This is a genomic window from Mesorhizobium sp. M0292, from assembly GCF_040321695.1.
Taxonomy (GTDB): Bacteria; Pseudomonadota; Alphaproteobacteria; order Rhizobiales; family Rhizobiaceae; genus Mesorhizobium.
In genome coordinates this window covers 143,366-161,892 of record NZ_JAMYSB010000001.1, presented here as the reverse complement: position 1 = coordinate 161,892, position 18,527 = coordinate 143,366, and the positions used below count along the sequence as shown (strand labels likewise).

17 protein-coding genes are annotated in these 18,527 nt (G+C 60.5%); 8 read left to right on the top strand and 9 right to left on the bottom strand.

All coding sequences use genetic code 11. The annotated features are described in order from the left end of the window. Positions 1-37: 37 nt before the first annotated feature. Together NKI96_RS00810 and nanR are read right to left on the bottom strand one after the other, a co-directional pair. Positions 38-343 carry a putative quinol monooxygenase gene (locus NKI96_RS00810; RefSeq protein ID WP_023669450.1) on the bottom strand — a complete coding sequence of 102 codons (306 nt, stop codon included), beginning with the start codon at positions 341-343 and terminating at the stop codon, positions 38-40. Beyond that, the gene (nanR, locus tag NKI96_RS00805; RefSeq protein WP_023682279.1) at positions 343-1,050 is read right to left on the bottom strand and encodes a transcriptional regulator NanR; all 708 of its coding nucleotides are present in this window, start codon (positions 1,048-1,050) and stop codon (positions 343-345) included. The genes NKI96_RS00810 and nanR overlap by 1 nt, the downstream gene beginning before the upstream one ends. A 1,111-nt stretch (positions 1,051-2,161) precedes the next feature. Between nanR and NKI96_RS00800 the strand changes: the two genes are divergently transcribed. The 7 genes from NKI96_RS00800 to NKI96_RS00770 all read left to right on the top strand — a co-directional run bounded on the left by NKI96_RS00800 (position 2,162) and on the right by NKI96_RS00770 (position 10,563). Continuing rightward, positions 2,162-3,799 (top strand): methyl-accepting chemotaxis protein, encoded by a 1,638-nt coding sequence (locus NKI96_RS00800; RefSeq protein WP_023689447.1) that lies wholly within the window; start codon positions 2,162-2,164, stop codon positions 3,797-3,799. Between the two features lie 23 nt (positions 3,800-3,822). Next, entirely contained in the window at positions 3,823-4,290 is a 468-nt protein-coding gene (locus NKI96_RS00795; protein ID WP_023669446.1) for a chemotaxis protein CheW, read from the top strand. 137 nt (positions 4,291-4,427) lie between these two features. After that, positions 4,428-5,528, top strand: a complete 1,101-nt coding sequence (locus NKI96_RS00790) for a CheR family methyltransferase (protein WP_245260550.1) — start codon at positions 4,428-4,430, stop codon at positions 5,526-5,528. Continuing rightward, positions 5,528-6,232 carry a chemotaxis protein CheW gene (locus NKI96_RS00785; protein WP_081725531.1) on the top strand — a complete coding sequence of 235 codons (705 nt, stop codon included), beginning with the start codon at positions 5,528-5,530 and terminating at the stop codon, positions 6,230-6,232. Before NKI96_RS00790 ends, NKI96_RS00785 begins: the two co-directional genes overlap by 1 nt. Next, positions 6,229-8,502 carry a hybrid sensor histidine kinase/response regulator gene (locus tag NKI96_RS00780; protein ID WP_023669442.1) on the top strand — a complete coding sequence of 758 codons (2,274 nt, stop codon included), beginning with the start codon at positions 6,229-6,231 and terminating at the stop codon, positions 8,500-8,502. The genes NKI96_RS00785 and NKI96_RS00780 overlap by 4 nt, the downstream gene beginning before the upstream one ends. A 22-nt stretch (positions 8,503-8,524) precedes the next feature. After that, complete coding sequence (locus tag NKI96_RS00775; RefSeq protein ID WP_023821093.1) at positions 8,525-9,562, top strand: chemotaxis response regulator protein-glutamate methylesterase; 1,038 nt, start codon at positions 8,525-8,527, stop codon at positions 9,560-9,562. A 47-nt stretch (positions 9,563-9,609) separates the two neighbouring features. Further along, entirely contained in the window at positions 9,610-10,563 is a 954-nt protein-coding gene (locus tag NKI96_RS00770) for a response regulator (RefSeq protein ID WP_023669440.1), read from the top strand. 13 nt (positions 10,564-10,576) lie between these two features. Here NKI96_RS00770 and NKI96_RS00765 read toward each other — a convergent pair whose 3' ends face one another. The 5 genes from NKI96_RS00765 to NKI96_RS00745 form a co-directional block, all read right to left on the bottom strand. Continuing rightward, positions 10,577-11,266, bottom strand: a complete 690-nt coding sequence (locus tag NKI96_RS00765; protein WP_023689452.1) for an RraA family protein — start codon at positions 11,264-11,266, stop codon at positions 10,577-10,579. Beyond that, positions 11,259-12,431 carry an alpha-hydroxy acid oxidase gene (locus tag NKI96_RS00760; RefSeq protein ID WP_032902123.1) on the bottom strand — a complete coding sequence of 391 codons (1,173 nt, stop codon included), beginning with the start codon at positions 12,429-12,431 and terminating at the stop codon, positions 11,259-11,261. The genes NKI96_RS00765 and NKI96_RS00760 overlap by 8 nt, the downstream gene beginning before the upstream one ends. A 68-nt stretch (positions 12,432-12,499) precedes the next feature. Then, on the bottom strand, positions 12,500-13,405 hold the full coding sequence (locus tag NKI96_RS00755; RefSeq protein ID WP_023693321.1) for an SMP-30/gluconolactonase/LRE family protein: 906 nt from the start codon (positions 13,403-13,405) through the stop codon (positions 12,500-12,502). A 647-nt stretch (positions 13,406-14,052) separates the two neighbouring features. After that, on the bottom strand, positions 14,053-14,457 hold the full coding sequence (locus NKI96_RS00750; RefSeq protein ID WP_023693320.1) for an MAPEG family protein: 405 nt from the start codon (positions 14,455-14,457) through the stop codon (positions 14,053-14,055). Positions 14,458-14,652: 195 nt separating this feature from the next. Beyond that, complete coding sequence (locus NKI96_RS00745) at positions 14,653-15,585, bottom strand: LysR family transcriptional regulator (RefSeq protein WP_023693319.1); 933 nt, start codon at positions 15,583-15,585, stop codon at positions 14,653-14,655. A 92-nt stretch (positions 15,586-15,677) separates the two neighbouring features. On the opposite strand from NKI96_RS00745, the gene NKI96_RS00740 reads away from it, so the two are divergent. Further along, entirely contained in the window at positions 15,678-16,691 is a 1,014-nt protein-coding gene (locus NKI96_RS00740) for an NADP-dependent oxidoreductase (protein WP_023693318.1), read from the top strand. Between the two features lie 61 nt (positions 16,692-16,752). Here the strand turns inward: NKI96_RS00740 and NKI96_RS00735 are convergent, their stop codons facing one another. Both NKI96_RS00735 and NKI96_RS00730 read right to left on the bottom strand, forming a co-directional pair. Then, the gene (locus tag NKI96_RS00735; RefSeq protein WP_023693317.1) at positions 16,753-17,388 is read right to left on the bottom strand and encodes an SGNH/GDSL hydrolase family protein; all 636 of its coding nucleotides are present in this window, start codon (positions 17,386-17,388) and stop codon (positions 16,753-16,755) included. A gap of 130 nt (positions 17,389-17,518) precedes the next feature. Beyond that, positions 17,519-18,376, bottom strand: coding sequence for an alpha/beta fold hydrolase (locus NKI96_RS00730; RefSeq protein ID WP_023693316.1), 858 nt, complete (start codon positions 18,374-18,376; stop codon positions 17,519-17,521). Positions 18,377-18,527 lie beyond the last annotated feature (151 nt).

Genomic DNA, 18,527 nt, shown 5'->3' with positions numbered 1-18,527 from the left:
CCGTTCGCCCCAATGGGCCAATCCGCCTATGTTCGCTTCAATGCGTGGCTTCAAGAACGAGGTCGCAGGTCGTCACCAACTTGGTCACGACGAGCGGCGCGCTCTGCGTATTGAATTCGTCGAAATGAGCGGTGCGGCAGTGGTCCTCGAATGCGGCCTCGCTATCGTAAATCTCATAGAGCAGGACCCGATCCAGTTCGCCGCGCGCCTCCGTCACGTCAAAGCGGCGACAGCCGGCCTCGGTGCGCATCGAGGCGGTCGCATTGGCGTCGACAAGTTCTCGGAATCTGTCCCGGGCACCAGGCCTCAGGCGGAAATCGACCCAGACGACAAATCCGGTCATCACTTGGGCCTCGCAAGTTGCAGATACCGCTTGGCCACATATTCGAGATGGCTGCGCATGGCCGTCTCCGACGCGTCTGGATCGCGCGCGGCGACGGCCTCGAAGATTTCGCGATGAGCCTGGTAAGCCTTGCGGTCTTCACCCTTGGCCAATGTGGTGCGACGCTGTTCGAGCAACCATTCAGCCAAGGCCGCGTGAATAGCTGTAAAGATCCGATTGCGGGTGATTACCGCCAGCACGTAATGGAAGTCTACGTCCGTGCGCTCGAAGCGCGCCAGATCGCCGATCGACTGCCGGTTGAGTTCGAGCGCCTCCTTGAGGCTGTCAATGTCTTCCGGGGTAGCATGCACAGCGGCGTTGCGGGCAAGACCGACCTCGAAAAACAAGCGCGCGCTCTGGAAGTCGTGAACGCCTCCCGGCGCCGAAATCATGTGCCGAGCCGGCCCTGAAAGGGCGTCAATCACGAATTGAGGAGTGGGTCGAGTGACGCGGGCACGCTCCCCCGATTTTACCTCGACAAGACCCATTTTGCTCAGATGCAGCAGCGCCTCACGGATGGAAGGCCGCCCTACCCCGAACTGCCGCATGAGTTCCCGTTCAGATGGGAGACGGTCGGCTTCGGCCAACTCTCCCTCTCGGATCATCCGTTCGAGGTGCGCTGCCACCTCGTCCGAAAGCTTCCGCTGCTTGATCAGAACTCCGATCATGTGGCATACCTGTTATACCAGTCAGGTACGTTATGATCCCATAGCACCCTTGTCAACGATGTCTAAGCATCCGGTAGCCGAGCCGTTTAATCACTCCGCCGATGTCGAGGCGTCCTTTGCACACGCCTTCAACGTCTTCACCAAGGATATCGGTGACTTGAGGAGCGCGAGCACACTCTGCTCGGTGTTCCGATCGGGGACCGTCTTCGAACCCTGGGTCGGGTGGTCAGTTTCAACTGCGGTGTGGACCGCAGTGAGTGCCACCGGGCCGTGTGCTGGCCGAGACCTACCCAACCGCCTGCTTATGAGCCGCAACATGAGCCCTCGATGGCAAAGTAGACCTCGACCTGAGCAAGACCAGCGAATGGAAGTGGGGTTCACAGCCGAGGCGGAAAACGCGAACTCTCGCTGGTGGACCCATTTGGCAATACGCCTGCTCCATCTCGTAATCTTTTTGCGCCGCCGCAATGCCGCAAAGGAAGGTGGTGTCGGGTCAGTTCTCTCTAGGCTCCAGAGCGCTCGTCACGTTGTGCCCATCCTCGTGCGGTGGGCGGCCGCCGCTTGAGGATGCGCATTTGAAACTGGTTTTCTCAAGATCTTTTAGTCCTGAGGGCCTCAGGCGGGGGCGCTTGCCATTTAGTTATCGTCACCTGCAAATGCCGAACCCGCACTCGACGCCAATCTACGCGTTGGCCAGTTTGCGACATGTGGTTTCGGCGATTCCGCTTTCAGTAGCGACGATCATGCTGGACGGCTGATATGAGGCGCGTTCCCGCCTGGCAGCTTAGGGGCAGCAAGCAGGACGTCGGCTTTCTTGCCTCGACCTGGCCTAAGCAGTCATTCAATTCGTGGCCTCAAGCAGCTCATCCACGCTCCTCCTGACGCGGCGTGCCATCCAGCCGATCTCGGGCTGATGTGCGTGGACGGCAGTCGTCCTTTGACCACCGCTTCTGGCGGCGCCGATTGGCGAGCCGCCTCGCCATCATTAGCTATGGAACGGAAAAGAAACCATTCAGCATCAGACTACCGCTTTTCGACGCACCTTTTCGAATATGTCGGAACGAGCGCTTGTCGCGCAGCCCACGATGCCCCCCATTGGTGAACCGGTTCCATGAAGAGTCTGACAATACGCCACCGCATCCTCGTCAGTTTCGCAGCCGTTCTGGTGGTCATGTCCGTGATAGCCCTCATCGCGTACGCCTGGTTTCTTCAGGCGGGGGAGGAGGCGACTGAGGTCGAGAAGGGCATCCTTCCGGACCTTTATCACAGTACCGAGATCATGACGGGCCAGATGGCGGCCCATAGTCTGCTTCAGGAATATGCCCTTCAGGACAACCCGTCAGACAGAAGCACGGTTGAAAACGCGATCACGACCAATCGCAACCAGGTGCAGCGGTCGATGGACGACTATGAGGCAACGATCGTCTCCGATATCGACAAGCAGAATTATGCAGCCGTCAAACAACTCGCCAACCAATTCCGTCTGGCTGAAACTGCTGTGCTGGAAACAAGCCGGGCTGCCTTGTCGAAAGGTGAAACTCCCAATGAAAGCCCAGCTATCAAGAACGAAGTAGAGCCGATCTTTGTAAAATTGCAGTCCGCTCTGCAGGCCATGGTTGAGGATCACAGAGGCGAGGCAAACAGCGCGACGCAGCGGATCAGCTCGATCGTCAGAACGGCCGAAGTCGGTTTGAGCGTTGGCTTGTTGATAGCCCTCGGGCTAGCCCTTCTTTTGGGTTACCAGCTGTTTCGCGCCATTACAGGTCCGCTCACCCGTTTGGTCGACGCGGTTCAACTGATGCGGCAAGGCGACTTCAGCGAACGGCTCGATCTGAGGCGCCGAGACGAATTCAGCGTGCTTGCCGACGGCTTCAACGCAATGGCGGACGATCTCACAACCCTCATTGGTCAGGTTCAAAGGTCCAGCATACAGGTCGGCACGTCGATAACTGAGATCGCCGCCACCTCCAAGCAACAGCAGGCAACTGCGACTGAAATCGCAGCGACCACAACAGAAATCCGAGCGACAGCCAAGGAAATCTCCGCCACATCAAACGAACTGGTCCGCACGATGAACGAGGTCTCCACAGTTGCCGAACAAACCGCTGCCGTGGCTGGCGGGGGGCAAGCGGGGCTGACCCGTATGGAAGAAACCATGCAGCAGGTCATGGAAGCGGCTGGCGCGATCAATTCCAAACTGGCGATCCTGAGCGAGAAAGCCGGCAGCATCAATCAGGTGGTGACGACCATCACCAAAGTGGCCGATCAGACGAACCTGTTGTCGCTCAACGCTTCCATCGAGGCGGAGAAGGCAGGCCAATATGGCCGGGGTTTTGCAGTGGTGGCGACGGAAATCCGAAGGCTCGCGGACCAGACAGCTGTCTCCACCTACGATATCGAGCAAATGGTCAAGGACATCCAGTCGGCAGTCGCGGCCGGGGTGATGGGCATGGACAAGTTTTCCGAGCAGGTCCGTCGGGGTATGCAGGACATCCAGCAGGTCGGCGGGCAACTCTTCGAGATCATTCAGCAGGTTCAGGGGCTGGTGCCACGTTTCGAAGTCGCCAATGAAGGCATGCAAGCACAGGCGACCGGCGCGGGGCAGATCAGCGACACGCTAACCCAGCTAAGCGAGGCAGCTCAGCAAACAGTCGAGTCCCTTCAGCAATCGACGCTCGCGATCGACGAGCTCAATCAAGTCTCAGGCGGCATGCGAAGTAGCATATCGAGGTTCAAGCTACGAGCATAGCGAGCCGGCAGTAGGAGGTGACAATGCTATTCCTCGCCTTCAGCATGGGTCCGGATCGCTACTTGATCGATGTCCACAAAATTGAAGAGGTGCTGCCCTATATCGACGTGAAAGTTCTTCCGGGTGCGCCAACTGGTGTGGTGGGTTTGGTCAGCTATAACGGAATACCCATCCCCCTGATCGATGTCACCCTTCTTGCGCTTGGCCGACCATCGGAGCGCCTGTTGAGCACCCGGATCGTTGTGACGCGCTATCCGGCGGATGATGGCGAGCGACGCCTGCTGGGGCTGATCGCGGAACGGGTGACGGATACGATCGAGCGAGACCCGGCCGATTTCGCGCCGTTCGGACTGGAACCAGGAACCCCGCCCTATCTTGGGCCGGTGGCTTCCGATGGTTCGGAGATCATTCAGTGGGTCAAAGTGGAAGCGCTGCTTTCGGAAGAGATTCGTACCGCTTTGCTCCGCCAGGCGGCAATAGGTGATCAATGACCGGAGCAATAGAAAAGCTCCTGACGGAAACCATTGGACTAGACAGTGCCAGCGTTGGTCCGACAGTGGTTCGTCAGGCGGTCAGAGAACGGATGGAAGCATGCCGGATAACCAACCCTCAGGCCTATAGGGAACACTTGGCCGGTTCCTCGCAGGAGCTGCAGGAGCTGATCAATGCGGTGGTGATCCCAGAGACCTGGTTCTTTCGCGACCGAGAAGCGTTCACGATGCTGGCGCGGCATGCGCGCGCGCACAAGCCTGCTCAGCCGATAAGAATCCTGAGCCTGCCATGTTCAACCGGCGAAGAGGCTTACTCGGTCGCCATGGCCATGTTCGATGCCGGCTTTGAGGCGCGTGAGTTCAAGATCGATGGCGTGGACGTCAGCAGCCGCAATATCGCGACGGCTGAACGCGCCATCTATGGCCGCAATTCGTTTCGCGGCAGCCATCTCGAATTCAAGGATCGCTATTTCGAAGCGACCGAGGGCGGGTTGCGGCCTGTTGCTGGGGTGCTGAAACAGGTTCGGTTCATGGTAGGAAACCTGTTCGGTTCTCACGCGCCTTTCGGGCAAGAGGTCTATGACATCCTGCTTTGCCGCAATTTGCTGATCTATTTCAATCGAGAGCTGCAGGATCGCGCATTGATCTGCCTGAAGGACCTGCTGGCCAAAGACGGACTTCTTCTGGTCGGTCCGGCGGAAGCAGCTCTTCCAAGGGTGCATGGCTTTATTTCCGCTGAATGGCCATTGGCCTTCGCCTTTCTGAAATCGGAGCCCGTCAAGACCACGGCGCCGAAAGTTTCGGCCGCCGTCCCGGTGCGGACGCCAAGCCCTAAGGTCAACAAGAGCGAGCCTCTTCGTCCGTTCCGACCGACAATTGGCAATGAAGGCCGCGGGCAGGCTCCGGCCAAGCCGCTTGCACACGCCTCGGAAAGCCTCATCGCGGTTGAACGGATCGCCAATGCAGGACGCGTAAAGGAGGCACAGGAGGTCGCCCTGGCGCATCTCAAGGAGTTCGGTCCTTCCGCAGAAATCTTCTACCTGCTGGGCCTCGTCCAGGATGCGGATGGTTCTGCACCCGAAGCCGCGCAAAGTTATCGCAAGGCGCTCTATCTCGCGCCAAATCATCGAGAAGCTCTTGTCCATCTGGCCTTGCTGCTTAGCAAGCAAGGCGACCATAACGGCGCCGAGGCGCTGGCCGGCCGGCTGGGTCGGGTCCAGAAAAGGAGCGGCAGTTGATGGCGGCTTCGACAAGGATCGCTCAGCCGGTGGAGCAGATCGAAATCAACGACTGCTGGCGGCAAATAGGCGTACGGGGTGACAAGTCATGTCCGCTACTAGAGCAGCATCTCCACTGCCGGAATTGCCCGACCTACAAGAAGATCGCACGACGCCTCCTCGACCGTGCAGCTCCCTCGGCATCTCGCGACGAATGGCCTGACAACGCTGGTCGTGCAGGGATCGATTCGGCAGACAACGACGCGCTGCAGACGGCCGTTCTCTTCCGTTTGGGGGAGGAATGGCTGGCACTTCCAGTCGGTATTTTTCATGAAGTGGCTGAATCTCGTCGCGTTCATTCACTTCCACATCGCAGGAACAGTGCACTGCTCGGCATTGCGAATGTCCGTGGTGAATTGCTCATTTGCCTGTCCCTGGCCGAATTGCTCGGGATAGACGAGCGCAAGGAAGGGGAACAAGGCACACGAACCAAGGTATTTCGCCGCCTTGTCGTGGTAGGCGAGCGCGACAAGCGGGTTGCTTTTATGGTTGATGAGATCCACGGCTTACATCGGTACCAGGAACGCGACACTCTCGCTGTTCCGGCCATGATTGGCAAGGCACTGTCGGCCGCTACGGTTGCCGTGCTGCCATGGCAAGGACGAGCCGTTGGCTGTCTCGATCCACGACAACTGCTCACGATGCTGGATCGGAGCATCGCATGACAGATGAAGACTTCAGCCAGGTTTCGATGCTCAGCCTCTTCCAGGCCGAACTGGAGACGCAGTCACGGGCTCTAACCTCTGGACTTCTGGCACTCGAACGCGATCCTATCGCCGCCGACGCCCTGGAAGCATGCATGCGTGCCGCGCATTCCCTGAAAGGAGCTGCCCGCATCATCGACCTGATGCCCGCAGTCAAAGTTGCAAATGCGATGGAAGACTGCCTGGTCGCAGCGCAACGCGGTCATCTGAGGGTGCGACGGGAGCATATAGATGCGCTTCTGCAAGGTTCTGACCTTTTGAAATTGATCGCATCGGGATCATCGAGCGAGAGCGCCAACTCAGAAGTCGAAACCTTTCTCGCGAAGTTCGAGGGGTTGTCCCTCCCCCAGGCAAAGCCCGGGCCCCAAGATTCTGCAGCTGATTTCGCAACTCCAGATCATGCCCAGGAGCAACTGGCGACGACCTCTTCAGCGAACCTCCTCGTTGGGGCGGTACCGCAAGCCCACGGCAGCATCGGCTCTGATAGAATGGTTCGGGTGACGGCAGACAGCCTGAACCGATTGCTCGGGCTGGCTGGCGAGTCGCTGATGGAAGCTCGGCGGCTCAGGCCATTCGCTGACGGGCTGCTACGGCTGAAGCGACTTCAATCGGACCTCGCAAGTGCGTTCGACAATCTTCATGCAGTGCTGCCGCCGGTTTCAAACGATGCGGCGGTGGTGGAGGCGCTGGCTGAAGCGCAGCGAAAGCTTCGCTTGAGCCAAGCGTTCCTGGCGCAGCGTTTCGATGAGTTGGATTCAGTGGATCGGAAAGCGACCGATCTTGCCAACAGATTGTACGACGAAACGTTGGCGAGCCGGATGCGGCCTTTTGAGGACGGCGTGCGACACTATGCGAGAATGATCCGCGACCTCGGTCGTACCCTTGGCAAGCGGGTGCGACTGGAGATCGTAGGCGGCTCGACCGGCATCGACCGCGATATCCTCGAGCAGCTCGATGCCCCTTTGGGGCACCTTCTGCGCAACGCTGTAGACCATGGGCTTGAACCGCCTGAGGAGCGCCTCGCGATGGGCAAACCCGAAGAGGGGCTCATCAGGCTCGAAGCGAGGCACAATGCCGGGCTGCTGCAGATAGCCGTGGTGGACGACGGCAGGGGGATAGAGCTCTCGAAGCTGCGCGAGACCGTCGTCGCCCGGCAACTTGCAACCAGGGAAAGTGCTGAAACACTCAGCGAAAGCGAATTGCTCGCGTTTCTGTTTCTGCCAGGCTTTTCCATGAAAGCGGGCCTTACCGACGTCTCAGGTCGCGGTGTGGGGCTCGATGCAGTGCAAGCCATGACGAAGGAAGTCCGGGGAGTCGCAAGCGTCTCCTCAGAATTTGGCCACGGAACCCGATTTCAACTGCAATTGCCGCTGACACTGTCGGTCCTGCGCACGCTGCTCGTCGATGTCGATGGAGAGCCCTATGCTTTTCCACTCGCTGCCATTTCCAAGACTTTGAAACTGCAGCGGACGGAGATCAACGTCCTGCAGGGCCGGCCGCATTTTCGTTTGAACGATCGACAGATCGGGCTGGTCACCGCTCGCGAGGTGCTCGATCGAGGTGAGCCCGGATCGGAACCGAACGAACTATCGGTCGTCGTCGTAGATGCGGGTCGGGGCGATGCGTACGGCCTGATCGTTGACCGTTTTCTCGGGGAACGCGAGTTAGTGATCAGACCTCTCGATCCACGGTTTGCCAAGATCAAGGACATCAGCGCAGCGGCCCTGATGGAAGATGGTTCGCCCGTTCTGATCTTCGATGTCGACGATCTGATCCGATCGGTGGAAAAGCTTGCATCGTCCAGCGGATTTCGAGCTCTTCGGCGCGCCGCGGGCGGTCCCGAAGCGAGCAGGCGCAAGCGCGTGCTCGTGATTGACGATTCACTGACGGTTCGCGAACTCCAGCGCAAGATGCTCGGCAATTACGGTTATGAGGTCGAAGTGGCGGTAGACGGCATGGACGGGTGGAATGCCGTCCGGTCTGGTCCTTTCGATCTCGTCGTCACCGACATCGACATGCCTCGCATGGATGGCATCGAGCTGGTGAGTTTGATCAGAAAGGACGCTGATCTCAAGAACACACCCATTATGATCGTTTCATACAAGGATCGGGAAGAAGATCGCGCGCGCGGGCTCGACGCAGGTGCGGACTATTATCTGACCAAGAGTAGTTTTCAGGACGAGGCGCTGATCCATGCCGTCGTGGACATGATTGGCGAGGCGGCTGAATGAGATCGAGATTGGAAGCCAGCGAATGAGAATCGGCGTAGTCAACGACATGCCGATGGCGGTTGAACTTCTGCGTCGACTGGTCCTGTCGACCGGCGAACATCAGGTCGCGTGGATCGCGACCAATGGGCGTGAGGCGGTCGAGGTCTGCAGACGTGATCTGCCGGATCTGATACTCATGGATCTAGCGATGCCAGAGATGGACGGCGTGGAAGCGACGCGCAGAATCATGGCGGAAACCCCCTGCTCAATCTTGCTGGTGACCGCCAGTATCGAAGCCAACCTCGCCGGCGTCTACGAAGCAATGGGTCATGGCGCGCTTGACGCAGTCGATATTCCGTCGGTGGGCATCGAAGGCAACGCGTCCTCGCAATCCGCCCGGCTTTTGACGAACAAGATACGAACGATAGGCAAGTTGATCGGTGATGCGCCTACCCAGGCAAAAAGGCGGATGTCACGTGCGGCTGAGCCGTCAACTCGACGCCTGATAGCAATCGGCGCCTCTGCGGGCGGGCCGGCTGCCGTTGCCGCAGTCCTGAGCGCGTTTCCCGTTGATTTTGGCGGCGCGATTGTGCTCGTCCAGCATCTCGATGCTCAGTTCGTTCCAGGCCTTGTTGATTGGCTAGGGCAGCATACGCGTCTCCCGATCCGTCCGGCGGGGGAAAGGGATAGTCCTCAAGCGGGCACCGTTCTCGTTGCCAGTTCTGCGGATCATCTGGTTTTCAAGTCAGCTCAGCAACTTGGCTATACGCCCAGCCCCAAGGACAATGTTTATCGGCCGTCCGTAGATGTGTTCTTCGAAAGTGCGGCGCAATGGTGGCTTGGCTCGGTGATTGGTGTTCTGCTCACAGGCATGGGCAGGGATGGTGCGCGCGGGCTGAGACAGCTCCGCGACAAGGGGCATCTCACAATCGCGCAGGATAGAGCAACCAGTGCCGTCTATGGCATGCCGAAGGCCGCCGCCGACATCGGCGCGGCTGTTGATATTCTTCCTTTGGGTGCGATCGGCTCACGTATAATCGAAGCCTGCGAGCGCCCCCACGTGAAAGGCCCGTTCCGATGACGCAAGAACCAGAGTTGGTCCCGCCACTCGCAGATAACTATTCATCCATGGTTCTGCTCATCGATGATCAGATCATGGTTTGCGAGGCGGTCAGGCGCGCTCTAGCCAACGAGCCCGATATATCCTTACACTTCTGCACCGACCCGTTGAGAGCGATGACGGTCGCGGATGAGGTAAAGCCAACCGTTATCCTGCAGGATCTCGTCATGCCCGGGGTGGATGGGTTACATCTGGTGCGAGAATACAGGAAGCATGCGTCGACACGCGCGGTTCCAGTCATTGTGCTGTCGAGCAAGGAAGATCCAGCCACCAAGGGCGAAGCCTTCGCTGCGGGCGCGAACGACTATCTCGTCAAACTGCCGGATCGTATCGAGTTGATTGCACGCATTCGATATCACACGCGGGCCTATCTGGATCACGTCCAGCGAGACTCGGCACACCGAGCGCTGAGGGAAAGCCAGCGACAGCTGATCAGTGCAAATCTAGAGCTTGAACGTCTGACGCGGATCGATGGCCTGACGGGTCTCGGTAACAGGCGCTATTTTGACGAATATCTGGCGGCTGAATGGAAACGCGCTTTTCGCGCACAGTCCCCACTGTCGCTGTTGATGATCGATGCCGACAACTTCAAACGATACAACGATACCTATGGCCATATGGCCGGCGACGATGTGCTCAAGCAAATCGCCCGCGTAATCCAGAGCGGTTCCGGCCGTTCCACCGATCTCGCTGCGCGGTACGGAGGCGAAGAGTTCGTCATCGTGCTGGTCGACACTATACTGGAACAATCCAGTGCGATCGCCGAGCGGCTCGTCCAGAGCGTGCGAGAGTTGAACATACCCCACGGCCCGGATCGCGTGACCATCAGCGTCGGCGTCGCAACAGCGGTGCCCACCGAGAACGAGACGCCAAACGATTTCGTCAATGCCGCCGATTTGGCTCTGTTTCGTGCCAAATCGGAAGGACGAAATCGTGTAGCGCTTCATATGTCCCGCAGCTAGAGAAGCTCACATCTCAGTCAACGAAGCGCGCCCTGTTCGATTTGAGGACGACCTTGGCGAAGTCGGGCATCTCGAGACCTTGCCGCACCAGGCCATCAAGAGTTTTCTCAGCCGCCCTGATGGCGGAGAGCCGGGCCAGCACCGTCTCAGCCTCCAGGCGAGGCACCACGGCGAGACCGTCGCGGTCGCCGACCAGTATGTCTCCCGGCGAGATAGTCACTCCTCCCACCACCACCGGGAATCCGACCGTGCCTGGACCATTGCGCGCAGGCGAGTTCGCAATGATCCCGGCACAGTAAACCGGCAACCCGACCGCCTCGATCCCGACAACGTCGCGCACGAGGCCGTCAGTGATGAAGCCGGCGACCCCCTTGTTGCGCGCCATGCCGAGCACGAGATCGCCAGTTACCGCCGTACCGGCAAAGCTGTCGGTGGCCGCGACGATGACATCGCCACTTGCTGCGGCATCCAGTGCTCCAAACAGGGCGAGGTTGTCGGCGGGACCGCAGTGACAGGTCACGGCGACGCCGACCATCGTCGCAGTAGCTGGCGACAGTGGCTTGATCGCATAATGCAAGGCGCCGCGTCCCCCCATCGCGTCTACGACCTGGCTAACCGGCACGCCCGCAAAAGCACTGATGATTTCTGCTGCGGGCCGTTCGAAACGGCGCTTGATGGTGAGCAGTGGTGGGTCTTCAATCATGTAGCGGCCCCATTCCCTGAACGAACGAAATACAGTCCGGCCCGAGGTCGCGCAGGCTCCGCGCGCCCATCAGTCCCATGACGCGGTCGATTTCCTTGCGGTAAAGTTCGAGCACGTGGCGTACCCCCTCCTCGCCGGCGACCGCGAGCCCCCACAACTGCGGCCGCCCGATCAGACAGCACGAGGCGCCGAGCGCCAGGGCCTTGACGACGTCAGAGCCTCGCCTGATGCCGCCGTCGATAAGCACTGGTACGCGGCCGGCGACAGCCGCGACAACTGCCGTCAACGCGTCCAGGGATGCGGCGGCGCCGTCAAGCTGACGTCCCCCATGATTGGATACGATGATGCCGTCGATTCCTCGGGCTACAGCCTCGGCGGCTTCGCTGGGATGCAGGACGCCTTTCAGCAACAACGGTCCGGACCAGACAGTGCGCAGCCAGTCGACATCGGCCCAGGAGAGTCCGGGATCGAGCATTGCCGCCATCCGGCCCGCCAATGCACCGACCGTCGCCGTATCTCCGGGGCGCGCGTAGTTGCCGAAGGTCAGTTTCGGGAGTCGGGTGCGCATACGAAGAAGCCACGCCGCCTTGGTGGCGGCCGCGAGGGTTCCGGCCACACCGAAGCGCGGCGGGATGGCAAAACCGTTGCGGATGTCGCGTTCACGGTTGCCAAGCATCTGGTTGTCGATGGTGAGCACCAGCGCGTCGTAGCTTGAGGCACGCGCCCGATCCACCATTTCTCGGGTGAAGCCGCGATCGGTATAGACGAACACCTGCATCCACCGTGGGCTACTTCCCGTGGCTGCTATGTCCTCCAGCGTGCAGACCGATCCGTGGCTGGCGCAGTAGAATGTCCCTGCGGCCGCTGCGGCTCGGGCGGCTGCGCGCTCGCCGTCGGGCCAGAACAGCCCAGCCAGGCCGGTTGGCGCGATGCCCAGCGGGACGGCAAGTTTCGCGCCGAAGAGGTCAAGGGAAAGGTCTCGCGTCGTTGCACCGTTGAGCGGTCGCGGCAGAATGGCAACCTCGTTGAAAGCTTGCTCGTTCCGGCGCAGCGTTCGCTCATCCTCGGCACCGCCATCGGCGAAGTCGAACACCGGGCGTGGCAAAGTCCGCCGCGCGGCGATGCGGACCGCGGCCACGCTGTACAGGCGCTTCAACGCCGCCATCGAAGCAGACGATGCCGCACCGCCGGCGCCGGGGTCATCGCCTGTGTTTGAGGCGGACGAGGAGCTACTCACGGTTGCTTTCCGCCGATGCGACCATGATGCGTCGGTCCACCGCCTCCCGGAACACGCACGCAGGAGAGTGTTCCCTCAAAGGAGGGATCGCTGCCGGTCGCCAGCACGCCGGCATTTGTCACCCAAAGCATCTCGCCCGAGAAGACGCAGTTGGTCGTTGCCTTGCCGCAGACGAAGAAACCCTCCGCTGTGCCGTTGGGCTTCAGAACGTGAATGCCGTTGGCGGCAATATCCGTGACATAAAGGCGGCCATCGGCTCCGACCTTCAGCCCGTCCGGGATCGGATTGGCCCCAGGCAAGCGGCCCAGGTCTTCGACGGAACCATCCGGACGCTGCCGCTTGACGCGCCCCGTATAGGACTCCCCCCAAATGATCGAGCCGTCGGCTTCGATCGCCACACCATTGGGGAAGGTCGGCTTGTCGAAACCGAGAGCAAGGTAAGCACTGCCATCGGGGTTGACGGCAAAGATGTAGCTTGGGTCCGGATTCCCCGGGTTGTATGTGCCGGGATCGCTGAAGATGAGCCGGCCGTCAGCAGCAAATACAAGATCGTTTGGCCCATTGAGCCGAATGCCCGCGACTTCGCTCAGCAGGATTTCCGGCTTTCCGCCTTCGGCAACCCGCTGGATCGATGGCGTCGTCATGTCCGCGGCCCGCCAAGGTCCGGTCGTGCCGCCGTTCTGGCAGACATAGAGCAGGTCATCCGATCCGAGAACGCAGGCGTTGGGCGCTCCGGCAACATACGCGAACTGGCGAGCACTTCCGTCGCGATCTATGGCCGTCAGCTGGCTGCGATAGCTTTCGACGATGACAATTCGGCCATCGGGCAGCACCGTCGGGCCCTCGGGCCAGCCAAGGCCGGTCGCGACAACCTCGACGGCCAGCTTTTCAACCTCGTTCATCGTGCGACCCCCAGAACGGCAGCCTATCAAGATTTGTCGGGTATAATCCAGCCTGGCGGTCCCCGGACCCGGCGACTCAAAGATAGCTAGGCTGACGTGCGCGTTGCTGGGCCCCCCTAGGCCGGCCCCCCACCCCGGCGCCGGTGAACCCCGACAGGCGGAGGCCTATGGCTACAGCGCGAGCCGATCGGTGTCTACATAGCTCGGTAGCACTGGCTTGCTCCTCCAGGTTGCGTGGCAGGATTAGGTGCTGCTGAGGCCAGCGTGCAAGGACCAAGTGCAGGTGGAGAAGGTTGAATCTCAGTTCCTCTCCCTCTAACACTCACAAAGTCCAACAATTCTCTGCTCCGCTGCCAGGCGCTCTGGAGCCCGAGCGTTTGCAGGGCGTGCGTGTGGCCAAAAGCTGGGGAGCGCCGCAGCGCCCAGGCGTGCAAATTGCTCTCTGAACGCCGATCCTTCTCCGAAGCTGGGGAGTAGCCCCAAAATCCAACAGCAATATCATGCCTCAACGGCGGTTTTGCCACTACCAGTTTTGCGGTTCGCTCGCCTGTCAAAAGGGACAGTCTTTCGGGTCACGATCCGGAGTGGGTTTGCCAAGGCTCCCGGAATCGAGGTGGCCCACTTTTGCGTCGGGGCTCCGCCACTCTTCAGATCAACAGCAACCAGCACCAATACGCACCAATCACCATTTGCACAGCGAACGCGGTGAACCTGAGACTGACCGCGAGTTGGCTGGTTGAGACGAGGTGGATCACCGACTGCACTATACGTGCGCCTAACATCGTGGAGGCCAAGGGATCCGTGACATCTGTCTTTGAAATGATGATCGCGACTCCGAGCAGACCTCCGAAGATTGGAAGCCCTTCAATGCAGTTGGCGTGGGCACGGGCTAACCTCCGCATAAACGGGGAGAGGGCTCGGTTATCTGGCGTAAAGCCGTTTGCCGGGACTTGCCCAGAGATCACCAGGTAGCTCCGGATAACTTCCATCACGATCAGCAGGGCCAGCGCCCACGAGATGAAGCCAGTCAATGCGTAAGCACTCGCCGACATGTGCCCTCCCCGTTGCTAGCACTCTAGGTCGTTGTAGCCGATCAACTAGTCTAATGCTATTCGACGAGGAGGGGCGGCCTGTAGTGGGGCCGAAACGGAATAGCAGCTTTTGGACGTTGTGCCCGGAATAGCTGCCGTTCAGCCAATCAGCAGTGATTGACCGCTTTCGCCCTTTAGCGACCCTTCCGCGCCAGATCAGTCGGTGCTTGAAGCTGCCATTCGCAGAGTGAAAGCGGCGTCGAGCATGGTCAGAAAGGCGCGCACGGCGGGGTTGGCGCGTCGGCTTGCCGGCCAGAGCACGGTGACATTGTTTCGCTCGACCGCGAACGTGGACAGCACTGGGACCAGTTCGCCGCGCTTCACATAGGGAGCCGCCATGAAGGAGGCGCCTATGCCTATCCCACCGCCGGCTGCCAGCATGATGAGCACGGCATCGCTGGCATCGGCGACCACACCGGAATTGGGCACGATCTCGATTTCACGGTCGCCAATCCGGAAGGGCCAGCGAAAGGCCTGGCCTGTGCTCTGATATCGAAGGTTGACGGTGTCGTGCCCTTCCAGGTGATCGGGATGGGTCGGTGTGCCGCGTTCTTCGAGATAGGCTGGCGAGGCGAAGCAGCAAAGCCGATGGGGTGCGAGCTTGCGTGATAGTAGCCGGGTGTCAGCCAGATCACCGATGCGTATAGCGACATCGATCCCTTCCTCGATCATGTCCACCATCTGGTCACCCAGCCTGAGATCGACGATCAGGTTCGGATGGAGCCGACGGAAAGCCGGTAAAGCCGGAGCGATCAGATGCAGTCCGATCGGCAGCGACGCGGCCACGCGCAACGTGCCCGATGGTTCGGAGCGCGCGGTCATTGCCGCCTGCTCTATTTCCTCCGCCTCGCGTAGCAGACGCAGCGCGCGCTCATGCAGGTCGCGCCCTTCGGGCGTGAAGGTGAGCGAGCGCGTTGTACGGGTAAACAGCGACACTCCTAAATGCCGCTCGAGCCGCTGGACGCTCTTGCTGACTGCCGACGGGGAAATCGACAGCGCGCGCGCCGCTGCCGTGTAGCTGCCCAGCGATCCCGCACGCGCGAAGGCGATGATGCCAGTGAGCCGATCCAAAGTGATATGTTCCGCCATGGCATTACTTAACCGCCATCGGCACCGATTATCAACCGGCGGTCATGCCGCTAGATTCGCTCCAATGACATGGTTGAGCGGAGATTTCACCAATGAGCGATAAGATGAAGGCAGTCCGTCTGCACGCATTCGGTGGTCCCGAGATGCTGGTGTACGAAGACGCGCCTAGGCCGGGTGTGAAGCCCGGCGAGGTGCTTGTCCGAGTCCAGGCGGCCGGGCTTAATCCGCCCGACTGGTATCTGCGGGATGGCTATCGCGCACTGCCGCCAGAATGGCGACCCAACGCGTCCTTCCCACTGATTCTCGGCACGGACGTGTCGGGCGTCATTGAAGCGGTTGGCGCTGACGTCGCTGAGTTCAGCATCGGTGACGAGGTCTACGCAATGGTTCGCTTCCCCGATAACTTGATGACGGGTAGCAATGCCTACGCGCATTATGTCAGTGTGCCGGCATCGCATGTTGCGTTGAAACCAGCCGGCATCGACCATATTCATGCGGCTGGTGCGCCGATGTCGCTTCTGACGGCATGGCAGTTCTTGATCGAACTTGGCCACGACGAGCCGAATCCGTTCCAGCCCTTACCGCATGAGCCGGTGCCCCTCGACGGCAAGACGGTGCTCATCAATGGTGCCGGAGGCGGTGTCGGGCATCTGGCCGTCCAGTTGGCGAAATGGCGGGGCGCGCGCGTCATCGCGGTGACATCGGCCAAGAACGAGGCGCTGATGCGCGATCTCGGCGTGGATCAATTCATCGACTACAAGACAACCGCGGTGGAAGATGTCGTTCGAGACGTCGACCTTGTCCTCGACGCGGTGGGCGGCGCGGACATGGAGCGCTTCTTCCATGTTCTGAAGCCGGGCGGCGCGCTGTTCCTGGTCAACCCACTGGGCTTCGCTGGTCACGAAGAGACAGAGAGGCTGGGGATCACGGTCTCATCCACACAGGTTCGATCCAATGGCGCGCAGTTGGCAAAAGCCGCCCGCCTGCTCGACGACGGCCTTGTGCGTGTCGTCATCGACAGCACATTCCCGCTGGCCGAGGCATCGCGCGCACATGAGCGCGCCGCCGACGGCAGTATTCAAGGCAAGATCGTGCTGGCCGTCTGAATTGTTGCTTTCAGTCCGACCGACCATCGGGAGTGCAGACGATCGGGCGCGATTACGCCGTTCAGCCGACGAAGACCACCGACCGACGTCCGGCTAAATCGTGCTCGACTACAAGTGCCGCGATGGCTGCCGCGATCTTCGCGCCGCCTTGCACTGACGGTTCGATAGGATTGGCGAAGTCCGTGTCCTCATTCGATACCAAGCGCAGGTCGACGAGCGGCAAACCGCGCGAGAACGCCGCCCGGGTGATGACGTCGTTGAGGACCGTCAGGGCAGTTGCGGCAAGTCTACGACGCTGTGGGTCGGGAAAGCGCGCCTCGTAGATCGTGCAGACAGCGGTGGGTAGGTTTTGGCCCAGCGCCCCCTCGAGCATCGTACAGTAGTCGTGCTCGAATTCCTCCCGGACATCGCTGATCCTGTCCAGAACCTCGGCCACCGAACGGGCCCCCTGCTCCAGAATGCCTGCATGACGAAGAGCATCATTGCCACCGACGCTGACGACAAGATGGCTAGCATCCTGGGGGAGCCGTTCAAGCTGCCGCTCGACGCCGCTTGTGACGGCGCCGTCGACGGCGTTTAGCGTTGCACGCCACCCCTCCGGCAAGCGCTCCCGCAGCTGCCGCACTACGTCGGGCCCGCGCGCCACATAGGCAGCGTTGTCAAAGATCGAATCCCCGAGAAGGACGACGTGTGGCATCGGATGCTCCGTTGAGGCCTCTGCCAATGCTGCATCAGCAGAGGAGGTAAGGTGGTGGGTTGTGGCCGCGGCAGCGAGCACGGTCAGGAGATCACGGCGAGTCAGGCCACCTGCAGAACGGAACGGCATCTCAGCCGTCCAGGAACGCCAGAAGCGCGGCATTCACCGCGCTGGCCTCTTCGCGCTGTACCCAATGCGTCGCCTTCTCGAACGTCTGCAGGCCCCGATCGTTGCAAAAGGCCAGACTGCGCTCGGCCAGGCCATTTTCCAGAGCTTGGTCCTGCATCCCCCACAGTACAAGGGTCGGCGTCGTGATCCGCTCCTTCAGGCTTGGGCGGAAGCGCAGCGCCCGATACCAGTTGAGCATGCCTGTCAGCGCCCCCGGTCGCTCCAAGGCCTGCCGATACTCTGCGATTTCCTCCGCCGTGAAGGCATCTGTTCGGCTGGATTTGATGAGCGCCCGTGCCAGCAGAGCCGAGCGCCCCGCCCCCAAAAAAGCCTCCGGCAGCAAGGGGAACTGGAAGAAGGCCGCATAGCTGCTCCGCAGGAACTGGGTCGGAGATCGCAAGGAATGGGCAAGCAGCACCTCGGGATGGGGCGCGTTCAGGATGACGAGCCTTTCCAGGCGGTGCGGCAGCTTTGCGCCTGCGGCCCAGGCGACGATACCGCCCCAGTCATGACCGACGAGGTGAAACCTTCCGATGCCGAGCGCGTCGGCGATGGCAACGACATCACCGACGAGCTTGGGGAGCGTGTATTCACGGATGGCTTTCGGCTTGTCACTGGTGTTGTAGCCCCTCTGGTCGGGAACGATGACCCGGAATCCGGCGGTAGCAAGCGCATCGATCTGCCGTCTCCAGCCGATCCAGAAGTCGGGAAAGCCGTGCAGGAGCATGACCGGCCTGCCTTCGGCAGGCCCAACCGGGACGACGTGAAGCCCAATGCTCCCGGTGTTGACAAACCGATGTTCAGGCGCGTGTGAGACCATCGCCGGCAACGCGGTTGTCGCCAAAGCGATCCAGCGCACATATTTTTAAATCAACGCGCGCTACCCCGACAAGATAAAGCTCTGCCGTTGCATCTTCCGCCAGATGGGTCATAGCAACCCAAGAACAAGTTGGGGCCGCGAGCGGACTGTC